The organism is Burkholderia pyrrocinia (assembly GCF_018417535.1).
Classification (GTDB): domain Bacteria; phylum Pseudomonadota; class Gammaproteobacteria; order Burkholderiales; family Burkholderiaceae; genus Burkholderia; species Burkholderia pyrrocinia_E.
In genome coordinates this window covers 2106282-2128405 of record NZ_CP070978.1, presented here as the reverse complement: position 1 = coordinate 2128405, position 22124 = coordinate 2106282, and the positions used below count along the sequence as shown (strand labels likewise).

Annotated in this window: 21 protein-coding genes and 2 pseudogenes; 10 read left to right on the top strand and 13 right to left on the bottom strand. The window is 60.8% G+C overall.

What is annotated here, in order from left to right; translation table 11 throughout:
• The first annotated feature begins 8 nt into the window (after positions 1-8).
• Positions 9-395 (top strand): 4-carboxymuconolactone decarboxylase, encoded by a 387-nt coding sequence (pcaC, locus tag JYG32_RS27705; protein WP_213265732.1) that lies wholly within the window; start codon positions 9-11, stop codon positions 393-395.
• A gap of 201 nt (positions 396-596) precedes the next feature.
• Complete coding sequence (locus JYG32_RS27700) at positions 597-1955, top strand: MFS transporter (protein WP_174379291.1); 1359 nt, start codon at positions 597-599, stop codon at positions 1953-1955.
• Between the two features lie 58 nt (positions 1956-2013).
• Here the strand turns inward: JYG32_RS27700 and JYG32_RS27695 are convergent, their stop codons facing one another.
• From JYG32_RS27695 to JYG32_RS27670, 6 genes and pseudogenes are all read right to left on the bottom strand, one after another.
• Positions 2014-2262 carry a hypothetical protein gene (locus JYG32_RS27695; protein ID WP_047903701.1) on the bottom strand — a complete coding sequence of 83 codons (249 nt, stop codon included), beginning with the start codon at positions 2260-2262 and terminating at the stop codon, positions 2014-2016.
• A 108-nt stretch (positions 2263-2370) separates the two neighbouring features.
• Positions 2371-2988, bottom strand: a complete 618-nt coding sequence (locus JYG32_RS27690) for a LysE family translocator (RefSeq protein WP_213265731.1) — start codon at positions 2986-2988, stop codon at positions 2371-2373.
• 535 nt (positions 2989-3523) lie between these two features.
• Positions 3524-4078: pseudogene (locus JYG32_RS27685) on the bottom strand (transposase); the annotation flags it as partial.
• A gap of 526 nt (positions 4079-4604) precedes the next feature.
• Positions 4605-5009 (bottom strand): hypothetical protein, encoded by a 405-nt coding sequence (locus tag JYG32_RS27680; RefSeq protein ID WP_213265730.1) that lies wholly within the window; start codon positions 5007-5009, stop codon positions 4605-4607.
• A gap of 170 nt (positions 5010-5179) precedes the next feature.
• Complete coding sequence (locus JYG32_RS27675) at positions 5180-6418, bottom strand: dicarboxylate/amino acid:cation symporter (protein WP_213265729.1); 1239 nt, start codon at positions 6416-6418, stop codon at positions 5180-5182.
• Positions 6402-7064, bottom strand: a complete 663-nt coding sequence (locus JYG32_RS27670) for a GntR family transcriptional regulator (RefSeq protein WP_174379301.1) — start codon at positions 7062-7064, stop codon at positions 6402-6404. Before JYG32_RS27670 ends, JYG32_RS27675 begins: the two co-directional genes overlap by 17 nt.
• A 150-nt stretch (positions 7065-7214) precedes the next feature.
• Here JYG32_RS27670 and JYG32_RS27665 point away from each other — a divergent pair, with 150 nt between their 5' ends.
• Both JYG32_RS27665 and JYG32_RS27660 read left to right on the top strand, forming a co-directional pair.
• Positions 7215-7679: a GNAT family N-acetyltransferase gene (locus tag JYG32_RS27665; RefSeq protein ID WP_174379302.1), complete on the top strand. Its 465-nt coding sequence runs from the start codon at positions 7215-7217 to the stop codon at positions 7677-7679.
• A gap of 129 nt (positions 7680-7808) precedes the next feature.
• Positions 7809-8899, top strand: a pseudogene (locus JYG32_RS27660) (IS3 family transposase).
• Between the two features lie 32 nt (positions 8900-8931).
• Here JYG32_RS27660 and JYG32_RS27655 read toward each other — a convergent pair.
• From JYG32_RS27655 to JYG32_RS27625, 7 genes are all read right to left on the bottom strand, one after another.
• Positions 8932-9990 carry a maleylacetate reductase gene (locus JYG32_RS27655; protein ID WP_213265728.1) on the bottom strand — a complete coding sequence of 353 codons (1059 nt, stop codon included), beginning with the start codon at positions 9988-9990 and terminating at the stop codon, positions 8932-8934.
• A gap of 34 nt (positions 9991-10024) precedes the next feature.
• Positions 10025-10924, bottom strand: a complete 900-nt coding sequence (locus tag JYG32_RS27650) for a sugar phosphate isomerase/epimerase family protein (RefSeq protein ID WP_213265727.1) — start codon at positions 10922-10924, stop codon at positions 10025-10027.
• A gap of 170 nt (positions 10925-11094) precedes the next feature.
• Positions 11095-12447: an amidohydrolase family protein gene (locus JYG32_RS27645; RefSeq protein WP_174379306.1), complete on the bottom strand. Its 1353-nt coding sequence runs from the start codon at positions 12445-12447 to the stop codon at positions 11095-11097.
• Between the two features lie 75 nt (positions 12448-12522).
• The gene (locus JYG32_RS27640) at positions 12523-13101 is read right to left on the bottom strand and encodes an NADPH-dependent FMN reductase (protein ID WP_213265726.1); all 579 of its coding nucleotides are present in this window, start codon (positions 13099-13101) and stop codon (positions 12523-12525) included.
• An 81-nt stretch (positions 13102-13182) separates the two neighbouring features.
• Positions 13183-13434, bottom strand: a complete 252-nt coding sequence (locus tag JYG32_RS27635) for a hypothetical protein (protein ID WP_249744668.1) — start codon at positions 13432-13434, stop codon at positions 13183-13185.
• A gap of 167 nt (positions 13435-13601) precedes the next feature.
• On the bottom strand, positions 13602-13949 hold the full coding sequence (locus JYG32_RS27630) for a Dabb family protein (protein ID WP_213265725.1): 348 nt from the start codon (positions 13947-13949) through the stop codon (positions 13602-13604).
• Positions 13946-14830, bottom strand: a complete 885-nt coding sequence (locus tag JYG32_RS27625) for an intradiol ring-cleavage dioxygenase (RefSeq protein WP_213265724.1) — start codon at positions 14828-14830, stop codon at positions 13946-13948. Before JYG32_RS27625 ends, JYG32_RS27630 begins: the two co-directional genes overlap by 4 nt.
• A gap of 115 nt (positions 14831-14945) precedes the next feature.
• Here JYG32_RS27625 and JYG32_RS27620 point away from each other — a divergent pair, with 115 nt between their 5' ends.
• From JYG32_RS27620 to JYG32_RS27595, 6 genes are all read left to right on the top strand, one after another.
• Positions 14946-15866, top strand: a complete 921-nt coding sequence (locus JYG32_RS27620) for a LysR family transcriptional regulator (protein ID WP_174379310.1) — start codon at positions 14946-14948, stop codon at positions 15864-15866.
• Positions 15867-16108: 242 nt separating this feature from the next.
• Positions 16109-17179: a zinc-binding dehydrogenase gene (locus JYG32_RS27615; protein ID WP_174379311.1), complete on the top strand. Its 1071-nt coding sequence runs from the start codon at positions 16109-16111 to the stop codon at positions 17177-17179.
• 89 nt (positions 17180-17268) lie between these two features.
• Positions 17269-17988: an SDR family NAD(P)-dependent oxidoreductase gene (locus JYG32_RS27610; protein ID WP_124825509.1), complete on the top strand. Its 720-nt coding sequence runs from the start codon at positions 17269-17271 to the stop codon at positions 17986-17988.
• A 136-nt stretch (positions 17989-18124) separates the two neighbouring features.
• Positions 18125-19288, top strand: coding sequence for a Gfo/Idh/MocA family protein (locus JYG32_RS27605; RefSeq protein WP_213265723.1), 1164 nt, complete (start codon positions 18125-18127; stop codon positions 19286-19288).
• A gap of 247 nt (positions 19289-19535) precedes the next feature.
• Complete coding sequence (locus JYG32_RS27600) at positions 19536-20462, top strand: ABC transporter substrate-binding protein (RefSeq protein ID WP_213265722.1); 927 nt, start codon at positions 19536-19538, stop codon at positions 20460-20462.
• A 90-nt stretch (positions 20463-20552) separates the two neighbouring features.
• On the top strand, positions 20553-22094 hold the full coding sequence (locus JYG32_RS27595; protein WP_174379315.1) for a sugar ABC transporter ATP-binding protein: 1542 nt from the start codon (positions 20553-20555) through the stop codon (positions 22092-22094).
• The last annotated feature ends 30 nt before the right edge of the window (positions 22095-22124 follow it).

Sequence of the window (22124 nt, the reverse complement as noted above, 5' to 3'; positions counted from 1 at the left end):
CACCGGCGATGGACGACCGGGAACGTTACGAAGCCGGGATGAAGGTGCGTCGCGCGGTGCTCGGCGACGCGCACGTCGACCGTTCGCTCGAGAACCGCACCGAGGTGACCGACGAATTCCAGAACCTGATCACGCGCTATGCATGGGGCGAGATCTGGACGCGCGACGGCCTGCCGCGCCATACGCGCAGCCTGCTGACCATCGCGATGATGGTGGCGCTGAACCGTGGCGAGGAACTGGCGCTGCATCTGCGTGCCGCGCGCAACAACGGCGTGACGCGCGACGAGATCAAGGAAGTGCTGCTGCAGACCGCGATCTATTGCGGCGTGCCGGCTGCGAATTCCGCGTTCCATCTCGCGGACAAGATCTTCAAGGAACAGGACGGGGCGGCCTAGGACGGCCGGTCAGGTGCGGCCGGCTGAGGGCGGCCGCAACCGATCGCGTGGCCTGCTGTCGCAAGCGGGCCGTCGACGACGGGATCGATGAACGCGCCGGCAGAGCATCGGCGCGCGGCACACCGGATGGCCGGTGGGCGAACAAAGGAAGGGCGCGGCTGCCATGCCGTATTGCTCATATATATATTCAGGAGACTCGCGATGAATCGCGCACCCGTGGTCGATGTCCAGACCTTCATCAACGAGCAGCCGTTCGGCGGCTTTCAGTGGCTCGTGTTCCTCATGTGTTTCGTGATCGTGCTGCTCGACGGCTTCGATACGGCCGCGATCGGCTTCATTGCGCCGTCGCTGCTCGGCGAATGGAACCTGACCAAGCCCGATCTCGCGCCCGTGCTGAGCGCCGCGCTGTTCGGCCTCGCGTGCGGCGCACTTGTGTCGGGCCCGCTGTCCGACCGGCTCGGGCGCCGCTCGCTGCTGCTCGGCTCGGTATTCCTGTTCGGGGTCGCGTGTCTCTTTTCGGCATTCTCCACGACCATCGGACACCTGACGATCCTGCGTTTCGTCACCGGTGTCGGGCTTGGCGCGGCGATGCCGAACGCGGTCACGATGATGGGCGAGTTCTGCCCGGACAAGCGCCGCGCGACCGTGATCAACCTGATGTTCTGCGGCTTCCCGCTTGGCGCCGCGTTCGGCGGTTTCCTGGCCGCGTGGATGATTCCGCATTTCGGCTGGCGCAGCGTGCTGATGCTCGGCGGCGTGACGCCGCTGCTGCTCGGCGTGCTGTTGCTGCTGAAGATGCCGGAATCGGTGCGCTTCATGGTCGCGAGCGGCCAGGCTGTCGACAAGATCCGCGCAACGCTCGCGCGCATCTCGCGCGACGCGCTGAACGCCGGCGCGTTCGCGATGACCGAAGCCGCGCCGCAGACGGGCAGCAAGGGGCTCGGCGTCGTGCTGTCGCGCTCGTACATCGTCGGCTCCGTGATGCTGTGGATCGCGTACTTCATGGGCCTCGTGATCTTCTACGCGTCGATCAACTGGATGCCGATCCTGCTGAAGGATGCCGGCCTGACGCCGAAGAGCGCGACGCTGATTTCGGCGTTGTTCCCGCTCGGCGGCGTGGGTGCCGTGCTGTGCGGCGTGCTGATGGACCGTTTCAATGCGAACCGCGTGATCGCCGTGTGCTACGCGCTGACGGCGATCAGCGTGGTTGCGATCGGGCAGGCGGCCGGCAACGTCGGGCTGCTCGTGCTGGTCGTATTCGTGGCCGGCGTGCTGATGAACACCGCGCAATCTTCGATGCCGGCGCTCGCCGCCGCGTTCTATCCGACCGAGGGGCGCGGCACGGGTGTCGCGTGGATGCTCGGCGTCGGCCGCTTCGGCGGGATCGCGGGGTCGTTCCTCGTCGCGGAACTGACGCGCCGGCACTTCACGTTCGCGGGCGTGTTCGCGACGATCGCCGTCGCGGGCGTGCTCGCGTGCGTCGCGCTGCTGATCAAGCAGATGGCGCGGCCGCATGGCGTCGCGCAGCCGGCAGGCAAGATCGAGTCGCTCGGGCATTGAGCGAAGCGCGGGCCGGTGCGATGCACCGGCCGCTCCGTGAGCGGCGCCCTTCGCGCCGCTATTCTTCCGCGTCGTGTTCCTTGACGAAGTTGCGCAGATACGCGCGCAGCGCGGCCTCCCGGCTGCGATGATCGGCGAGGTTCGCGGCGCCCATCTCTTCCTCGTCGCCGAACAGCGTGGGCGGCGCGCAGTAAGTGCCGACTTCGATGTTGTCGCGCAGCACGAGGATGTCGTGCGTGAGCGGGTGATACTCGGCGATCCAGTGCATCCCCTCGATATGCTCGCCCGTCCTCAGGAATGGCTTCATCGGCTTGTCTCCCGGCAGCAGCGGCACAACCGGCGAACCGGCTGCGCGCGCCCGTACCAAAAGGGTACGCCTGCCTCGCATGAATCTCAACGGGCGCGCTGTGAGCGCTCACTGCGGCAGCAGGTGCGCGACGAGCGGGTACAGCGACAGGATCAGCAGTACGGCCATCGTCACGTTGAAGATGCGCAACGCGCGTTGGTTCGACAGGAAGCGGCGCAGGCCGAGGCCGAACGCTGCCCACAGGCAGATGCACGGAAAGCCGATCAGGATGAACACGACGGCCATCCACGCGGCGTTCATTCCGTAGTCGGCGGACAGGCGGACCGTCGTCGCGGCGGTTAGCACCATCATCCAGGCTTTCGGGTTGACCCACTGGAACGCGGCGGCTTCGATGAACGTCATCGGCCGCGGCTTGGCGCCGTGTGCCTTCACTTCGCCCGATGTGCCGATGCGCCACGCGAGGTACAGCAGGTACGCGACGCTTGCGGCTTCGAGGATCGTGTACAGCAGCGGCAGGCGCTTGAACGCTTCGCCGAGGCCGAAGCCGACGCAGAGCATCAGGATCGCGACGCCGATGCTGATGCCGAACAGGTGCGGCATCGTGCGGCGGAAGCCGAAATTGACGCCGGATGCGAGCAGCATCGTGTTATTGGGGCCGGGCGTGATCGACGTGACGAGCGCGAACAGCATGCCGGCCGGCAGCGCGCTCAGGGTGAGGAATTCCATCGCGGATTCTCCATTCGGTTCTGGACTGGGATGGAGGTCAGTTTAGCGACGGTTTTCTGTACAGTACCGGTACAGTTGGTTTGACGATTGCCGGTACGGGGCGGGGCTAGGGCTGGCGACGGTAGGGGTGGTTGTTGTCTCTCAGAAAAGATGTCCGTGGTCTCAATTAGTTGTCTTTGAATAAAAAACTGCATTCCGTGATCAAATGAAGTGATCTGCATTGATCGAAAAGAAATAGTCGGATAATTTTTGTCTGCCACGACTGCTAACACAATGTTCGATCGACAACGCCACATCAGTGTCGTCCCAGCGGAGGCACGCAACCGCCACTTCGCGACTGAAGCTCGTCCGCACGAACTTGCGGCGAGGTCGACGCTCAGCCGGCAGGTCGAACCCGGTGTAGCATGCAATTGCGTTCAGAGCTTCCCGCTTGGTATCTGGGGTTCAGTTGCCCTGCGATGTCAACACCCTCAGTTCCACAAATCTTGCGGAGAAACGAAGTGACTACCCCGAAGCGCTGGATCATTGAGATTCAGGATGCCCCTGATGGGAGCGGCGACGGCGTTCTGCAACTTCCCGATGATCTCTGGAGAGAATTGGCGGACCAAGGGTGCCGTTCCAGAAATATCTGAATTCGACGGTAGCCGTAGCGCGGATATTGGGCCGACAGGATGCTCATTGCCGCCAGCACCGGCGCGTCACGTGCCGCAAGCCTCGACTCGTAATGCAGCGCTGATCGCGCGACCGAAATCAGCGCGCACGCACGCCGCTCCGACAAGCCCCGTACTTTCGCGTAGGCAACTTGCTGGCGGCGGGCGGACGCGCTTACGCATTTTTTTGCGTTGATCTCCTTCATCACGTCCAACTCGAGATCCCGCTCCGCCAACATCTTCTTCAGCCGGGCATTTTCCTGCTCAAGCTGCTTCAACCTCTTCACGTCAGCGGCCTCCAGGCCGCCGAAATGCTGCCGCCAGTTGTAGATCGTCTGTTCGCTGATTCCGTGCTTCTTCGCGACCTCCGCGACCGGCGACTTGTCCGCCTCGCGCAGGATCGTGACCATCTGTTCTTCGGTAAAGCGGCTCTTCTTCATGACTTCCTTTCACCGTTCAGGAAGCCATTCTCTCAAGTTTCAACTGGTCCGAAAATTCCCGGGCAGGTCAGTCTACGCTAGCATTTCAGCCGCATTCATCAACGTTTTCGCAAATGTCGGTGAAGCAGATGCCGAGAGGTCTGCACTCAACCGAAGGCGCCCGATGACTTTGGTTTTGTTTTGTCGGGATCGCCGCTTTTCCAGATCGCGATGTTATTTCGCGCTTCACCGACGAGTGAGGCCAACTGAGTCTGGACGTCTTCGCTCGACGGGGACTTCGGCGCAGCACGCCTCTCCTTGATCGGTGAACGTGAAGCAAGCGAACCGATGCGATCGGCTCAATGAATAAAAAGCGCTGGCCGGTGAACGGGCCAGCAAAATGGTCCTGGCGATCCGAGGTTGATGTGTGCCAGAACCAAAGGCATTGAACGGCGTATGCGTGCAGACAGACGGGCATGTCAAACGATCGGTCCCGAAAATCGGGGCTTTTCCGGCTCGAGCCCTCGCAACAATCTGTGATCGCAGTTTAGGCTAAGCTAGCGGATGCGACCAGGTGTGCACTCACGCCCGGAGACGTGAAGGCATCGTCGGGCTTCGGTACGTCCCATGTTGCGATCATCGCGTCAGTCGGAAGATAGTCAGGATCGGCCGACGCGACCCCGGCCCACACTCCTCGAGACACCTGCCTGCCATGGAGATAAAAGTGCAGCTCCCGGCCAGCGCGGTCGCAAGTACACCTGATTCTCTCCGCCGATTGGCCCAATCCTCTAATCTGTGCGACCTGGTTGCGATCCAACTCGAACATGGCACTCATCACCCCGTCGCAATCGCCAATGCCAATCATGTTGCTGTCATCAGTAAATGTCCACGGCGGATGCGGCGTGCCTAAGCGCAGCATAAAAAAATCTGCGGATTCTGAACCAATCATCATGTTTCTCCTGCAAAAATACGTCGCTCTACTAACTGAAAGTTAATAAATGCACATGCTCATTCAATCCTGTTCTCCTCGCCGTGCCTGGATGCTTGAGTGGACGTACCCCAGCGCCTTGCAATGGGCGGGCGCAACATTGAAACGCCCGGCGCCCGTAGCTTCCGAAGCACCTACACGCTTGCCTGACGAGTCACGGTTTCTGCGGAGATACTGTCCGAACCGGAAAGTCTCGCAGCAACAGCAGCTGCCGCCGTGCTCCCGTAGACGTTGAGGGCGGTTCTCCCCATGTCGAAAAAGGCATCAACACCCAAAAGCAGCAGCACCGCATCGGCCGGCAACCCTATCGACGTTAGAACGATGGTGATGGCTACGATCGCCCCGGAGGGCACATTGGCTGCTCCGTCGATGGTGATGATCGTCAAAATCAAAATCGTAATCGCCAGCGGCCAAGACCAGACAAGGTGATATGCGTCGGCCAGATAGCCGACCGCAAGGGCCGTGTAGAGGACCGCGCCGTCGCGATTGAAAATATATGCCAGAGGCAAAATCGTGGACGCCACGCCGTAGGGAACGCCCAATTCAACCAACTTCTTCAGGTGCAACGGGTATGTAATTTCGGACGAACGCGTCGTGAAACCAAGGATCAGTGGTTCCTTCACCTTCCTGAGAACTGCGAGAGGCGACTGGCCGGCGAGGCGAATGACGGTGGTGAGTACAACCGCCAGAACCGCCATGCCGAGATATGCCACGCCCAGAAGCTCGATAAGCGAGTGCGCACCGGTAAAGCCCTTAGCTGACAACAGCTGCGCGATCGCGGCGAAGATCGCGAGCGGCGACCATGCGATCACCCACTGGGTCATCTTGAATAGTCCCGACAGCAGCGCCTCGAAAACGGCAATCGCAGGCTCAGCACGCTCCGGGGCAGCCGCCAATGCTGCGCCGAAAATTACTCCGAAAACGAGCACTGGGAGAGAATTCCCTGCAGAGAGCGCAGCGACGATGTTTGCGGGGATCAAATCAACGAGAAATTTCGTCCAGTCGATGCTGGACGCGAGAACTGTGGGCATCGATCCAGAGTGAATCACGCTCGCACCGAGACCCGGTCGAAATACAAAGTTGAGCAGCAGGCCGAGCGATGCAGCCAAGCCAGTCATGGAAATGAAGAAGCCGATACTGGACAGTGCGACCTTTCCAAGCCGCTCGCGAAGTCTGCCCGCACGAAAGACACCGACCGTGACCGACAGGAAGATCAACGGCATGACGACCATCTTGATCGCGTGGCCGAACATCGTGCTTAAAAAGCCTAGCTTCGCGGCAAAGCCGGGAGCAAACACGCCGCAAGCGGCGCCTAGGACAAGTCCGCCAAGCATTTGCATCGGGAGGGAAGGCCCCTTATTTTTCGTGTTCATGCCGCGCCTTTAACAGTTTTATCCGTGCCGGAGTACCGTCAACGATGTGATTCCACATATGCTGACGCGCAAGCTCGCCGTTGTTCGCTTCGATTGCGTGAAAGATATGCAGGTGCTCGATCGTGCCGCGCCGAACGGTTTCAGCGTCGCCACGCGGGAGTTCGTTTAGGGCTAAGGTTTGGGCCCGCAATAGACCATATGCCGATGAGATTCGCACGTTCCTTGCGGCGGCAAACAACTCTTGATGAAACACCCAACCGACACGTTGCTCGAGCATGATGTCCGCGACGTCTCGGTCAACCAACTCCTGCATTTTCTCTGCCGCCTCGCGCAGGCCTGCCGTTACTCCCGACCTAGCTGCAAGAAACGCTGCTGTACTCTCTAGGGCCAGCCGCATTTCAAAAATTTCGCGGAGATCGCTCGTAGTCGGCGATGCGACATAGGTCCCACTCTTTTCGATCACGACGACCAACCCTTCTGACTCAAGCAAATGCAATGCGCTGCGCACGGGCATTTGGCCGAAGCCAAGTTCGTCCGAGAGGCCTCTGTGGGATACTTTCTGCCCAGGCGCAAGGCGGCCGTCAAAGATCCTCGATCGGATCTCGTCGTAGGCAAGCTCTGCATCTGTCGAGACTTTCGACGTCATCTGTGATCGCAGTTAGCGTATGAATGGAAAAGAGATGTCTGATAGGAAATTACCCTTACTGGTAACGCCCGGCAACTGCTAGTTTTGCGAGTGGATATGCAGAAAGAAAACCGATAGAAAATCTGCGTCACGACGAGAGCTGATCATTAAATGACTTCACAAGATGTGCGCTTTACCATCTGCGGCGTCCGTGCGGAAGAAACCTATCCCCTCAGGGCCGCAATCTTGATGGCAGGAGACGAGGAGCGGAGCGCTCTACACGGAGACCTCGCCCCAACGACAATGCACTTTGCCGTTCGTGACAACGACAATATTGTTGCTGTGGCGACAGTGTGTAAAGAAGGACAATCCGGCGTTTCGAACTCTGAAGCCTGGCGCCTTCGCGGCATGGCCGTCCATCCATCGGTACGTGGTCTAGGATTCGGACGCCTGCTGGTCAATCTATCCATTCGCTATGTCCGCGAACAGCGTGGAATTCTGCTCTGGTGCACGGCGCGCGAATCAGCATACCAATTCTATGAAATGCTCGGCTTTAATCGCGATCCGATACCGATTTCAATGCACGGTCGCGACGACATGAGATTCTATCTAATGCAGCGCCAGATCGAGTGCTGATTTTCGTCTGCTACTGACGTTCGATCGCAATCGGGGGCCGATATCGGGTGACCCTGACCCAAGAAATAGTCCGGTTCAAAAGTAGAGATATTCGGCATGATGTGTCCAAGCGGACACGAAGGCCATGCCATGAAGACAAGCAAGTTTACGGAAGAGCAGATCGCATTTGCACTGAAGCAAGCGGAACTGGGCACGAAGGTCGAAGAAGTCTGCCAGCAAGCTGGGAATCAGTGAGGCGACGTTCTACAACTGGAAGAAGAAATTCGGAGGGTTGGGGCCTGCTGAGCCGCGCCGATTGCGACAGCTCGAAGAGGAAAACGCGAAGCTGAAGCGACTCGTGGCAGACCTGAGCCTGAATAGGGCATGCTGCAGGACATACTCGCAAAAGAGCTCTGAAGCCTGCCCGTCGGCGCATGTTGATCGATGAATTGCGTGATCGCTATCGAACGAGTTTGACGAAGGCCTGCGCGTTGTTTGGCATGTCTCGTTCGCTGTATCGGTATCAGTCAGTCGTGCGCGATTCATCGGCGCTACTCATGCGTATCAAGGAAATTACGTCCACACGCGTGCACTACGGATATCGCCGCGTGCACGTGGTCCTGCGACGGGAAGGCTGGCGAGACAATTGCAAACGTGTCTACAGACTCTATCGGGCGGAAGGCCTGTCGCTACGGCACAAGCGGCCGCTGCGTAACAAGTCGGCTCGGCTGCGACAGCCCAAGCATATCGTGACCGCGATCAACGAAATCTGGAGCATGGCTTTCGTTGCAGATGCACTGTTCGATGGGAGGCGTCTTCGGACACTGACCGTCGTCGATAACTACACACGGGAATGCCTGGCCATCGAGGTCGGCCAAAGTCTGAAGGGTGAACACGTGGTCGAAGCGCTGACGCGCATCACCGCCATGCGCGGACACCCTGCCACGATCAAGGTCGACAATGGCAGCGAGTTGATCTCGAAGGCAATGAATCGCTGGGCATATGAACATGGCGTTGAACTGGATTTCAGCCGACCGGGCACGCCAACTGATAACGCCAAGGTCGATAGCTTCAATGGACGCTTCCGGCAGGAATGCCTGAATGCGCATTGGTTCTTGTCATTGGCAGACGCGCAGAGCAAAATCGAAGACTGGCGCACGTACTATAACGAGGCTCGCCCCCACTCTGCACTGATTCCATCACCGCGCTGCGCTTCTGTCCGCCCCGTGGTATATGCGTAGCTCAACAACGGTCGCAATGAGCCGCTTGCGCGTTAACGCGGCGTGCTTCCTGTCCACGCGTCGTGAAGCAAGGATAGGAGCGGATCATGTTCGATCGGGCGTGGGTTCCAGTAGGGGTTTGCCAGCGCGATCTCGCACGCTCGTTCGAGATCGGATTCTTGCATTCCGATCTCGCGCAATCCGGAGGGAATGCCGAGGTCGCGCCCGAGTTCGAAGACACCCAGCGCCGCACTTTGACTACCGAGCGCCCGGGAAATGCGCCGCATCGCGTCCGGTGCAGCGTCGCTGTTGTAGGCCAGCGCATGCGGCAGCACGATGGCGTGAGTTTCCGCGTGCGGGAGATTGAAACTTCCACCCAGAGTGTGACAAAGCTTGTGATGCAACGCCATCCCCACGTGTCCGAGGACGTTGCCGCACAACCATGCGCCATAAAGGCACTCGCTGCGTGCGGCGAGACTCAGGGAGTTCTCCTGGAGGCCACGCAATCCTGCCGCCATCGAGCAAATTCCATCCTCGGCCATTAACGACATGACGGGATTGCCGTCGCGCGCATAGAGTCCTTCCGCAGCGTGCGCGATAGCGTTGATGCCGCTGACAAACGACAGGGCGAGCGGAAGGTTCAACGACAACATCGGATCGTAGATCACCGTCTTCGGCAAGACTCGCGCATCGCGTCCGGTCCGTTTAAGTCCGTCTTCCGTCACACCGTAGATTGGCGTCATCTCCGAACCGGCATAGGTAGTCGGAATCGCGATGATCGGCAAGCTCGACTCGAGCGCGATCGCCTTGCCGAGGCCGACCGTGGATCCTCCACCGATCGCCACGGCACAGTCGGCGCCGACCTCGCGTGCATGGTCGCGCGCCCGCCTCGCGGTTTCAATCGGCACGTGCATCCTTGCTTCGGGGAAGACGCCTGCACTCAGCGGGCCCAGCAGATGCGCAACCTCCGTGGCCTGCGCCTCCTGCTCCGGGGTACAGAGAACCAGGGCCTTTCGCGCGCCCAGTGCCTGAACCTCTTCCTCGACGCGAGCGAGGGAGCCCGCGCCGAATATCACCTTTGAAGGCTGGGACGTATAAATGAAATCGTACATGGATGCATCCTTGGCTTTCGTTATGCGCCGTTGGTCATCGACCGGTGAGGGCCGCCTTGTTCTTGCGCGCGGCAACCTCGAGAAACTGTTGCCGGGTCGTGTCGAACGCGCGGGTTGCCATCTCTTCAAGCGGCAGCTTGCGCAGCTCGGTGGAAATGATTTCGACTCCGTACCATTCGCCTCCGAAGCCGGCGTCCTGAACCGCCTCAATGAAGCCCGGCGTGTCGAAATCGCCTTCACCGCAAAGCTTGCGGCGGAACACCGTGTCTTCGAGCAGGGTACCCTCGATCGTCGAGCTGGCGTCGTCGAGTTCGACGCCCTTGATGAAATGCGACGGCAACCTTGCGATCTCGCTGAAATCGATACCGCCGCGCACGACGTGCCAGATATCCAGCAGCAGGCCGCCGTTCGGCTGATTCGCTTGCTGCACGATGGCCAGACCGTCTTCGAGCGTCCTGACGATCGAGAACGGCATCACTTCGAGGGATACGTTCGATCCGACTTCGGCGGCTTCCTGGCACAGCTTCGCGAATTCGTCGGCCATTCGCGTGAAGTCCGGGGAGCGCTGGTCCAGTACGCTAGCCGCAACTTTCACGTTCTTCATACCCAGTCTGGCACCGAACTCAAGGATTACACGGCGAGCACGATCCGATACCTCGCGCTCGGCACCGTCTCGATACCAGTCGACGAGGAATTCGAGTTCGAGATGGCGGATTCCGTTGTCTTCGAGGATGTGCTTGACCGTGTCGATGCCGACTTGATCGATCGTCGCCGTTAGGTCCTCGTGGATCACACCGATGCCCCGCCAGCCGGCCCTGGATGCCGCTTCGACCCGTGCCTGCAGCGAGTAAGGGCTGATGGAGGGGCGCAGCGGATCCACGTCTCCGGCGAGAGTCCAGTACGCGGCCAGCAGATCTGTGTCACTTGTGTTCACTTGGTGTGCTCCGGAAGCAGAATTTGAATGTGTGTGGCGGTGCGTGACGGCCTGCAAGTCGTGCCGGGTCTTTTCACGGCACAGCAAGTCGAGGCGCGACGCCGGCCGGACTGACAGATGACGCGCCTCGCCATCCGTTCCGCCGGCTCCGCCTCGGCGCAGGAAGCCCGTCAGGCAGGAGCCAGCTCCGCGAAGCGGTCGCTGATTCGCCGGCCCGACGCATCGAGTTCGTCGAGACGTTGTTCAAGGTGGGGGTAAAGAAGCTTGCCCGCCCGTTTCCGGATGGCGCCGGCCACTAGCACGGTATCGACGTTCGCCGCACTGCCTTGCATCAGCACGGACGCGACGGGATCGTGCACCGGTCTCATGCTGATCCCGTCGGCGCGGATCAAAACGATATCCGCCTGCTTGCCCGGCGTGAGGGAGCCGACACGATCCTGTAGGCCGAGCGCCTCGGCACCGCGAATCGTGATCCAGCTGAGCGCCTCGGAGGTGGAAATCGTGGAGTGAGCGGGCAGTTGCCCGCTGTCGGTTCGGGCCTGTGCATTGTCCAGCGCGCGCTGCGATGCCAGCGCAACACGCGCGACCGTGAACATGTCGCCGGCAATCGCCGATTCGAGATCGACGCCGAGCGAGGGTGCGCCGCCGACATCACGTAGGCGGCCCGTGATCGGGTGGCCGTGTCCTTGAGTCATTTCCGTCTCGGGTGCGACCGAGAACGTGACGCCGCGGCCGATCATCATGCGAAGCTGTGCCTCGCTCAGGTTGTTGCCGTGGACGATGTTGGTACTCGGGCCGAGCAATCCGCGCTCGGCCAGGCGCTCCCAGCCATCCGGTGTCTTTGGTTCGAGTCCGGCGCAGTGCATGCTGGCGATCAACCCGTACTCCGCCGCGAGCTCGAAGTCGTGCTCCGAAACTTCGTAGGTCGAGTAGTGCGGACCGAGGATCGCCATCCCGAGCGTGACCAGCGCATCCCGCCGGGTGAATCGGTCCTTCAGCAGCCGTTCGATTTCACTGCGCGGATGCGGAATCTCGCTGAAGTGCTTCTGACCGGGTTTGGGGTCCGGCTTCGGCGAGCCATGAAAATAGACCGCGCGGATCCCCGATTCGAGCAGCCCGTCGATCGCGCGATCCGTGTGCTCGGGCGTCGGATTGTTGTGACACCAGTCGCCAAGCGTCGTCGTTCCGAGATTCAGTTGATTGAGCGCGCCGACCAAGGTGCCGATGAACAGGTCGTCCGGGTTGAACAACGTTGCGAGCCCGGCATGAACGCTTCGGAAATACGTCGGTAACGTCCAGTTTGCAGTGACTCCGCGCAATGCGGTCTGCCACGTATGCATATGCGCGTTGATGAGGCCCGGGATGACGATGCAGCCGGTGGCGTCGAGTCGTTGCGCATCGTGCGCCAGAACCTGCGGCCCGACTTCGACGATCAGGTCGTTCTCGATCAGGATATCGAAACGGCCATTGCCGATGACCGGGTCCATCGTGATCACATGACCGCCTGTAATCAGCAGCTTCATCAACGCGTCTCCTTTTTATGAATGGGGGAGCTGAAGGGCGAACCGTGCTGCCTTCGCCCTGCCACCGTTACGGCATCACTTGTTCAGCAGTTTGCGCTGCGCGGCAAAGAGTGCAAAGGCCTTCAACTGAGCCGAGACGATCTCGCGTGTCGGTGCGTCCGAAATGGTCTTGCCTTCGACGTCGACCTTGTTCGCGGCGCCGCCGATCATTACTTCCGGCTTGTTCAGCACCTGCGAGTCAAGGAACACCAGGCTCTGACGCAGATGATATTGCACGCGCGCACCACCGAAAATGCCGGGCGATGCCGACTGGATCGCCACGGGTTTGCCCACGAACGGCGTTGTCGGAAGACGCGACAGCCAGTCCAGCGCATTCTTGAGCGCGCCCGGAATCGAGTAGTTGTACTCAGGCGTTACGATGATGACGCCGTCGGCCTCGGCAATGGCGCTACCGAGATCGAGCACCGTTTGCGGAAAGCCTTTTGCCTGTACGTCAGCATCGTAGTGGGGAAGCAGGCCGACCGACGGCAACCGGGTGATCCGGACATTGCCGGGCGCAAGTTCCTGAAGAGAGTCGGCAACGGCGGCGTGCAGCGAGAGGCGGCGCAGACTGCCGACGAGGGTGACGAAGCGCAGCGAGTTCTGATCGGACATGATGTTCCTTGAAAAGTACTTGGAAAGTAATCACACGAAACCGCTGTCGGGGTCGCGTGCATTAAGACAATGGGTAGAAATTCACCGTCGCGGGTTTTCGCTCGGGCTGGCTCGCGTGGCGCGTACGTTGATCAGCCGGGCTGACTCAATGTGTCGACACGCTTCAGGAAGGGGCGGATTTCGATACTTTCCCCCCGCCTTGTTGAACGGGTCTTCATCGACACAACGCCGCAGCACGTCGATCCGGTCGGTCTCGTACAGAAAGAAACTTCCGATCATCGTGTTGCGTTCCTGGTTCATCAGCGGGCCGGATATCAGCGTGCTGACTGGCACGCGCTGCAGGTACGCCTTGTGTGTGCGTCGAATTGTTCCGGGCGCTGCTGCAATGCCCCCCGGTGGTCAAGACAATAGACCGTGAAATGCATACGCTCCTCCGCTCGGCCACGGGTCTGAAGTGTCGGTAGTCGAACACGCGCCCGAGAATATGCTCGTGCACGGGTTCAGGAGGTGGTGGCAGCGGACGCGCGTCGCTCGGGATACGCGTTCGTCTCGACGCTGTAGTCGACCTGGAAGCGGGCCGTCCTGATGTCGCCCAGTAGCGCTCGAACCCGCAGGTGCTCGGGGTGCGTTGCATATGCATCGAGAGCGGTCTGGGAGTCGAATTCCGTGACAAGGACGACATCGCATGCATAGTCGACCTCGCTCGAATCGAGTCCGATCTCGAGCTTGCGCATGCCGGGGATCCGCCCCCGCAGTCCCTCGAAGCTCTCCTTGACGAGCCGCCGCGCTTCTTGGCGCTCGTGGGGCGTTTCACCTCTGAGCCGCCACATGACGATATGCCGGATCATGCAGGAACCTCCGCGGGGTTGAGCACGAAGTCGTAATCAAGCGTGTAAAACGGCTCCTGAACTATCGAGCCGTCAGGCGCGACACCGGCGTCATGCTTGATCCAGTCGGTGATCAGCGTCGAGCGAACCCCGAACACCGCGTCCGAATCGAGGTACTGATCGCCGTCACGGAATACGTGGGTGATCAGCGTCTCGTAGCCGGGTGCCTTGATCATGAAATGCAGATGCGCCGGGCGCCACGGGTGCCGCCCCAGCGCCTCCAGCATCCGGCCCACCGGTCCGTCATGCGGGATCGGGTAGGCCTCGGCCAGGATCGAGCGGAATCGGAAGCGGCCGTCCGCATCGCTGCGCAGTCGGCCGCGTGCCTGATGCGCGGGCTGAGCGGGATCGTCGGACGATTTCTGGACGTCGTAAAAGCCGTCTTCGTCGGATTGCCACACATCGATCCGGGCGTTCGCCACCGGCGTGCCGTCCGGGCCGCGCACCTGACCGCTGACGAAACACGGCTCGCCGCGTGCGCCGTTCGCGATGTCGGCGCCATTTTCATACTCGGGCGCACCCTCGATGTAGAACGGGCCGAATACGGTGGCTTCCGTACACTCGGCCGGCTTCTTGTTGTTCTGCGCCATCACCAGCATGGACAGGCCAAGGGTGTCGGACAACAGAATGAATTCCTGCCGCTTGTCGTCGGTGATATGCCCGACCTCGGTAAGGAACTGGATGGCCTTGAACCATTCCGCTTCGGTGAGCTTGACGTCACGCGCGAAGCTATGAAGATGCTGCACTAGGCTGGTAATGACCGTGCGAAGCCTGGCGTCGCAGCGACTGTCCACTGACGCAAGTACGGCCTGCGTAATGGTGTCTTCGTTGATGTTGCGCATCCCTGTCGTCTCCAATGTGCGCTTATGCATGAGACGACAGGGTAATGGCCTCGTAACGGAAAAGAAATGCGCTATAGTGAAATGACATTTCCGCTAGGTGGATTAATCGCACAAAATGGATCGCTGGTCGCAAATCGAATTATTTGTATTGACATCCGAACTAGGTAGTTTGTCGAAGGCTGCGGAGCAACTCGGCATGTCCAACGCAGCGGCGAGCCGGACGCTGAGCGCGCTCGAGGAGCGTCTGGGTGCGCGCCTCATCGAGAGGACGACGCGTCGCCAGTGGTTGACCGATGCGGGACAAGCTTACAAACGGAGTTGCGTCGCCGTCCTCTCCGAAATGGCCGAGGCCGAAGCCGCGGCGAGCGAGGCGACGCTGCGACCGAGCGGCGTGCTGCGAGTCACGAGTTCGGTCTCGTTCGCCACGCTCCACATCGCGCCGTTTCTGACCGAGTTCAATCGCCGGTATCCGAACATATCGGTCCAGGTCATCGCGGCAAACCGCTACCCCGACTTCATCGAGGCAGGGATCGATATCGCGATCCGCACGCGCGAGCATGAAGGCGATTCAGGCATCACGGTCCGCAAGCTGGCCGACACCAATCGCATCTTGGCCGCATCGCCCGCCTATCTCACCGAATACGGTCGCCCGGGCCGGCCGGAAGATCTGAATCAACATCGAATGCTGGTCTACAACCTGGCCGTCGATCCGTACGTTCTTCACTTCCGGCGCGGCGAGGAAACGTGCGATGTGCCGATCACCAGTGTCCTGGATTCCAACGAAGGGCAAGTGATCGTTGCCGCAGGACGCGCCGGCCTGGGCATCGCGATACAGCCGCTTTATATCATCCACGACGACGTCGTGGCCGGCCGGCTGGTGCCGATCCTCGAAGACTGGCAATTGCCGCGCCTCACCATCAATCTCGCCTATCAAAGCCGCCGTTATCAGCCTGCAAAAATCAGGGTATTCACCGAGTTCCTGATCGAGTGGACCGAGCGTCGTCAACTCGCCGCCAAATGGCGTGCCATTCGTTAGGAAATCTTTCGGCGACCGGAACGCGTCTGTCGATATGACGACGTGATTTTCGGGGAAATCCCGATGGACAGCCGGGGTCGCCATCATGGAGTCACGGATATTTCCGCCCACCGGAAATATGATTTCACGGAGGCGCATATTTCTTTACCCCACGTTCGAATAGTCTGTGGCCACTGAGCATTGCAGCACAAACAACAGTTGCCAAACCATCTCGCCCTCGCAGGCTTGGTAGGAGACATTCGATGAAGGCAGTCCGGTTTCACGGCAAGCATGATCTTCGAATCGACGACGTCGATGCCCCTCGAAATCCCGGGTTCGGAGAAGTGCTGGTTGCTCCCACGTTTTGTGGAATTTGCGGTTCCGATCTTCACGAATACGACCACGGCCCGACGTGGACCTCCTCGGAGCCGAACCCCTACAGCAGTGCTTCCCTTCCTCAGATTCTCGGCCACGAGTTCGCGGCCCGTGTCGTGTCGGTCGGTGACGGCGTGAGCACGCTGGTAGCCGGCGATCGCGTTTCGATTCAACCGCAGACCGGCCCACGTGATGACTACTTTGGACGACGAAATGTTCCGTTCCTCGGGCCTCAGGCATCGGTCATCGGCCTGAGCTGGCCGTGGGGCGGAATGGCCGAGCTGGCGATCGTGAACGAGAGCAATGCGGTCCGACTGCCGGAGTTCATCACCGATCAACAAGGCGCGCTCGTCGAACCGGCAGCGGTCGGCGTGCACGCGGTCGATCGTTCCGGCGTGCAGCCCGGCGGCAGTCTGCTGGTGACAGGTGGCGGCACGATTGGTGCGATGGCCGCGCTCGCGGGCCGCGCCGCCGGTGTCGCCCGGATCTTCGTCAGCGAGCCGAACGCCAATCGGCGCAGGCGCATTGAGGGTCTCGGTATCGGCGCTGTCGTGCTTGACCCGGCCGAGTGCGATGTGGGTGCGTTCATTCGTCAGGCGACCGAGGACGGGGTCGGCGTGGACGCGGCGATCGAATGCTCCGGCAACGGCCGTGCGCTGAATGCCTGCGTCGATGCGGTAAAGCCGCAGGGAACGATCGTGCAGGTTGGACTGATGGGCGGCAAGGTCGAGGTCGAGCCGTTCCGCTGGACGGTGAAGGACATCACGATCAAGGGTTCGCTGAACTATCCGATCACGATCTGGCCGCGGATTTTCGAAATGATGCGCAGTGGCCTCTTTCCCGTCGAGAAAGTGGTTGATGCCGAAATCAGTATGGCCGACGTGAAGCATGACGGCTTCGACGCGTTGCTGGACAAGGCGAGCGCGAAGCTCAAGATCCTCGTCGCGATGCCTCGGTAAGACCGCGGGCATGCCGAACGAGGCGGCCGTTCCGACAGGGCGGCGGGACGATGGCACGAGTAGTGAAATATCAATCAAGGAGATGGAAATTGGACCGGCTGAAAGGAAAAGTCGCTTTGATCACCGGTGCCGCACAGGGCATCGGACTGACGGTGGCGCAGATTTTTGCACGCGAAGGTGCGACGGTCATCGCGGCCGATGTGAAGCCGGCGAGCGAGTCGAACGGTTTCGAGGTCGAAAAGCTGGATGTGTCCTCGCCCGAGGATTGGTCGCGAGTGGTGGCATCGGTGATCGCCAGGCACGGTCGCATCGACGTGCTGGTCAACAACGCGGGCATCGTCGGGTGCTATGAAACCCTGGACGGTACCGATCTGGAGAGCTGGCAGACCGTGCTCGCTGTCAATCTCACCGGGAGCTTCCTCGGTATTCAGTCGGTGTTGCCGTCGATGCGCGCGATGCGCAAGGGTTCGATCATCAACTTCTCGTCGATGTGGGGCATCGTCGGTGTCGCCGGCGCCGCGGCCTACGCCGCAGCAAAAGGCGGCGTGCGCAACATGACCAAGAACGCGGCCGTCACGTATGCGCCCGAAAACATCCGCGTGAACTCGGTGCATCCGGGATTGATTCGGACACCTCTCGTCACGAGCCAGTCCGACGACATGAATGCCGAGATCATCGCGAAGACGCCCATGGGGCGGATGGGTACTCCGGAGGAAGTCGCGAACGTCGTACTGTTCCTTGCCAGCGACGAGTCGTCCTTCATGACGGGTAGCGAACTGGTGATCGACGGCGGTTATCTCGCCCAGTAGTCTCCGCTGCGTGGCGGCTGCATCGAGGCGCTGAAGAAAAGGTACTTCCATCGACGTTGGCCGTTCGCTCCTCGGCACGGCCGGCACATTTCAACAGCCTTTGGCGTTTGTCGAAGGCGTGCAGCAGGTGAAACTCATGTCTATCGATCTTCTTTCTCAATTCGGCCGTCGCTTGCGAGTAGGCCTGGTTGGAGGCGGTAAGGATTCCGTCATCGGGCGTACCCATCTCGTCGCTATGCGGGTCGACGGGTATTACGACGTGGTGGCCGGCGCGATGTCGGTCGATCCCGAAGTGGCGAAAGCTTCCGCACGCGCCGAATTGATCGACGAGGACCGGATCTACACCGATTTTCGCGTGATGGCGGAGCGTGAGGCCGCACGCGAGGACCGGATTGATGCCGTCGTCATCGCAACGCCGCCGCAACTGCATTTCGAGGTGGCGAGCGCATTCCTGGAAAAGGGCATCGACGTCATCTGCGAAAAGCCGCTGAGCCGCGATCTCGGTGAGGCACAGCGGCTTGATGCGCTCGTTCGGAAACACGACCGCCTGTTCCTCCTCACGCACTGCTATACCGGCTATCCGATGGTGCGCGAAGCGCGCGCGCTGGTGGCGTCGGGTGCACTAGGCAAGATTCAGTGCATCGAAGGCGAGCTGTGTGCCGGGTTCGTCGTCGATCCGCAAAACCCGGATCGCCACTGGCGGTTCCGCGAGTCGTCGATGGGCAAGGGCGTGTTGCTGGGCGAGGTCGGCTCCCACGCCCACCATATCGTGTCGTACGTCACCGGCCTTCAGGTCGACGAAGTGTCTGCCGAAATGACGACGTTCGCCGAGGGACGCGAAGTGTACGACAACGCCTACCTGACGGCTCGCTTCGAGGGCGGCGCGCGTGGCCGCCTGTGGGGCAGCTACGTTGCGACCGGCAACGATCACGGCCTGTCGTTCCGGATCTTCGGCGAGAAAGGCAGCCTCAGCTGGGTTCAGGAAGAACCGGAAGTACTCTGGTTCAAGCCTCCCGGCAGGCCGGCACAGCGACTGGCTCGCGGGTACAGCAGCGTCTCGCCGGCCGCCGCCGCGGCCACGCGCTTCACGGCCGGCCACCCCGAGGGTTACGCGCTGGCATTTGCAAACCTGTACGCGGATTTCGCGAAGGCCCTGATCGCACGACGTCTCGACTTGCCCTATCAGTCGTATCTCGATGGCATTCCGGGCATCGCCGATGGCGTGGATACGATGGCGTTGATCGATGCGGCCGTCCGGTCCAGCGAGAAGGGCGGGGCGTGGACCGCGCTCACTCGATGAGCGCACGACATCGAACTGGTTGAGGACCCAAGCCGGGCCCCGCGTCGAAGATCGAACATCGGCAGGGGCCGGCCAACATCGTCAAGATGGCTGATCTATCGGACACGGTGGATTCGTTGGATATGCCATAAAAACTTCGTCATGCAAATCAAGACTCTTCGAATTCGGCACGTAAGTAGTCTGAATCGGGTCACGCGGACGGACGTGACGTAGCAGAGATTCTTTCAAATCAGAAATGGAGACAATGATGTTCAAGAAAATCGCAGTGAGTTTGGCAGCGATGAGCCTGTTGGCGGGCACGGCGTCGGCGAAGGACCTGACCTCGCTCGGCGTCACCGTCAGCACGCTGGGCGATCCGTTCCAGACCTCGATCGTCAAGGGTGCCACCGAGCGTGCCAAGCAGATCAATCCGAACGTCCGGGTCACGGCGGTTGCGTCCGACTACGACCTGAACAAGCAGTTCTCCCAGATCGATAATTTCATCGCCGCGAAGGTCGACCTCATCATGCTGGTCGCTGCCGATCCGCAGGCAATTCTGCCGGCAGTCAAGCGTGCGGAAGCGGCCGGCATTCCGGTTGTGGCGGTCGACGTGTCCGCGGAAGGCGCGAAGGCGACCATCCAGACCAACAACATCAAGGCCGGCGAGATGGCGTGCCAGTATCTGTCCGACAAACTCGGCGGAAAAGGCAAGGTCGTGATCCTGAACGGGCCGTCCGTGTCGTCCATCAAGGACCGTGTCAAGGGCTGCAAGGAGGTGCTGAGCAAGGGCAAGTTCGAAATCCTCTCCGACAATCAGAACGCGAAAGCGACCCGTGAGGGCGGCCTTGCCGTGATGCAGTCGCTGCTGACCCGTTTCCCGAAGATCGACGGCGTGTTCACCGTCTGTGACCAGACGGCAGTCGGCGCCGATCTGGCGGCCAAGCAGATGAACCGCAAGGACTTCTCGATCGTCAGCGTCGACGGTTCGCCTGAAGTCGAGGCGTCGTTGAAGTCGGCGTCGCTGATCAAGGGCACGGTGGCGCAGAATCCGTTCGCGATGGCGATGAAGGCGGTCGATGTCGGCAACGAAATTCTGAAGACGGGCAAACCGCCGGCAAAGCCCGTCGTTCTCCTCGACCCGAAACTGGTCACGCCGGAGAACATCGCTTCGTACAAGGGCTGGGCTGCCAACTGAGGCAGGTAATCGGCGGTGCATATCGCCTGACACCGGTGCCGCGCATGCACGTTCCGATGCGCGGCAGCCCCCCAACAAAAAGGAGACATCATGCCATCGGATAACCGAACCCCTCTGCTCGAGATGCGGAACGTCAGCAAGACGTTCGTCGGCACCAAGGCGCTCGACAACGTCCAGCTGTGCGCATGGGGCGGCGAGGTTCTTGCCCTGATGGGAGAGAACGGCGCCGGAAAATCCACGCTGATGAAGATCCTCTCTGGTGCGTATCAGGCCGATACGGGCAGCGAGATCCTGATCGACGGCAAGCCGGTCAGCATCGCCGATCCGCTGGAGGCGAAACAGCATGGCGTCTCGATCATCTATCAGGAACTGAGCCTCGCGCCGAATCTCACCGTTGCCGAAAACATCTATCTCGGCCGCGAGCTCGCATCCCGTGGCATGGCGAATCGTCAGGCGATGTACGCCGGCTGTCGCGAGGTGCTGGAGCGACTGGACGTGCCGTTCAGCGCCCGAACGATCGTCGGTACGCTCTCGATCGCGGAGCAACAACTGGTTGAAATCGGCCGCGCGCTGCACGCGAAATCGCGGATCCTGGTGCTCGACGAGCCGACCACGGCGCTTTCGTCGCGAGAAAGCGAACGGTTGTTCGCGCTGATCCGACAACTGCGCTCCGAAGGCATCGCGATCATCTACATCAGCCACCGGATGGAAGAGGTCTACGACCTGTCCGACCGCGTTTCGGTACTGCGTGACGGCCGCTATGTGGGCACGATCGATCGTGCCGAGCTGTCGGCTCAGACGATCGTCAAGATGATGGTCGGCCGGGATCTATCGACGTTCTATATGAAGGAGCACGACGCCGGCGGCAGCCGCGGCCCTGTGATCTTCGAGGCGAAGGACATTTCGGACGGCGACAAGATCAAACCTTGCAGTTTCCAGGTTCATCGTGGCGAGGTGCTGGGCATCGCCGGGCTGGTCGGCTCCGGCCGCACCGAACTTGCCCGTCTGATCTACGGAGCCGACGACAAGACGAGCGGAAGCGTCTTCATCGACGGCCAGGCACTGGACATCCGGCAGCCGGCAGACGCGATCCGGCACGGGCTCGCATATCTGACCGAGGACCGCAAGGCGCTTGGTCTCTTCCTCGACATGTCCTGCGCCGAAAATATCAACGTCGGCGTGATCGCGCCGGATTCGCGATTCGGCGGTCTGCTCGATCTCGCGAAAGGCCGCAGCCGTGCGAAGTCGGCGTTCCAGCAGTTGCGCGTGCGGGCGGCAAGCCCGCTGGTGAATGTAGGTAGCCTCTCGGGCGGCAACCAGCAGAAGGTACTGCTGTCACGCTGGCTGCAGATCGGCCCAAAGGTCCTGATTCTCGACGAGCCGACGCGCGGCGTTGACATCGGCGCGAAATCGGAGATCTATCGCTTGATCGACGACCTCGCCCGTCAGGGTATCGGCGTCGTCGTTATATCGAGCGAGCTCGCGGAAATCATCGGCGTCTGCGATCGTGCGCTTGTGATGCGCGCGGGCCAGATCGTCGGTGAAGTCGGCGGACCCGATAAGGAAGCAATTACGCAGGAAAGCATCATGGCCCTGGCGGCAGGCGCCGATGCAACCCTGGATGCCGCATGAAGCATGGATTTCGGAGACAAATCATGAATA